Source organism: Oleiphilus sp. HI0125, assembly GCF_001635355.1.
Genome location: NZ_LWGF01001470.1, coordinates 1 through 868 on the forward strand (window position 1 = coordinate 1; position 868 = coordinate 868).

3 protein-coding genes are annotated in these 868 nt (G+C 44.7%); all 3 read left to right on the top strand.

The annotated features are described in order from the left end of the window. Positions 1 to 278 (top strand): hypothetical protein (locus A3762_RS24820; protein WP_156493739.1); only part of this gene is annotated, 278 nt, incomplete at its 5' end. 46 nt (positions 279 to 324) lie between these two features. Beyond that, entirely contained in the window at positions 325 to 690 is a 366-nt protein-coding gene (gene nirD, locus A3762_RS24825; RefSeq protein WP_369820684.1) for a nitrite reductase small subunit NirD, read from the top strand. Positions 691 to 692: 2 nt separating this feature from the next. Further along, the coding region (locus A3762_RS28995) for a hypothetical protein (RefSeq protein WP_156493740.1) at positions 693 to 868 on the top strand (176 nt) is incomplete at its 3' end.

The following is an 868-nucleotide window of genomic DNA, read 5'->3' on the forward strand; positions in this document are numbered from 1 at the left end:
AACAAGTGGTTATTGAAGACTCGTTGGGTATTTGCGCAGAGCTAGAAGCCCAGATGCAGCATGTTGTGGATACCTACCAGTGTGAGTGGAAAACGGCAGTTGAAAATGAAGAGTCGCGTAAGCGCTTCCGTCAGTTCGTAAACGCGGCTGATGCGACTGATCCTAACATCGTATTTGTTCAAGAAAGAGATCAAATTCGTCCAGCAACAGAGCAAGAAAAACAATCAGGTGATCTGATTGCGACGGATAAAGTCCTTGCTGAAGATGCTTTGGCTTAATACATAAGCCTCTAACGAATTAAGAACGAATGATATAAGAGAGAAAATGATGTCTAGCAATGAAAACTGGGTTTCTATCTGCCAAACAAACGATCTTGTCGATAACTCTGGTGTTTGTGCCTTAGTAAATGGAGAGCAAGTTGCGTTGTTTAAGTTGACGCAAGGTGAACAAGAACAAGTACTCGCGATTAGTAACTTTGACCCGATCGGTAAGGCGAATGTGCTTTACCGTGGTTTGATTTGTTCAGTTTCGGGTGAAGATACTCCGCTGCGTTATGTGGTTGCTTCACCTTTATATAAGCAGCGTTTCTGTTTAACAACGGGCGAATGTATTGATGATCCAGAGCAATCTGTTTCCGTGTTTCCGGCACGTATCGTTGATGAAATGGTTCAGTTAAGTGTAGCGAGTTAATTGTGTCTAGCGCAGAGCTTATTCAGTTTAAATCTGTTGGGTCAAACGTTGCACTGCAGCGCACGACTTGCCCTTACTGCGGCGTGGGGTGTGGTGTCGATGTCCAGATTCAAAATGTTGAGTCTGAGGAGGCTTCTGAGACAGAAGTTTTGGGGCTGAGTGGCACTCCTGAGCATCC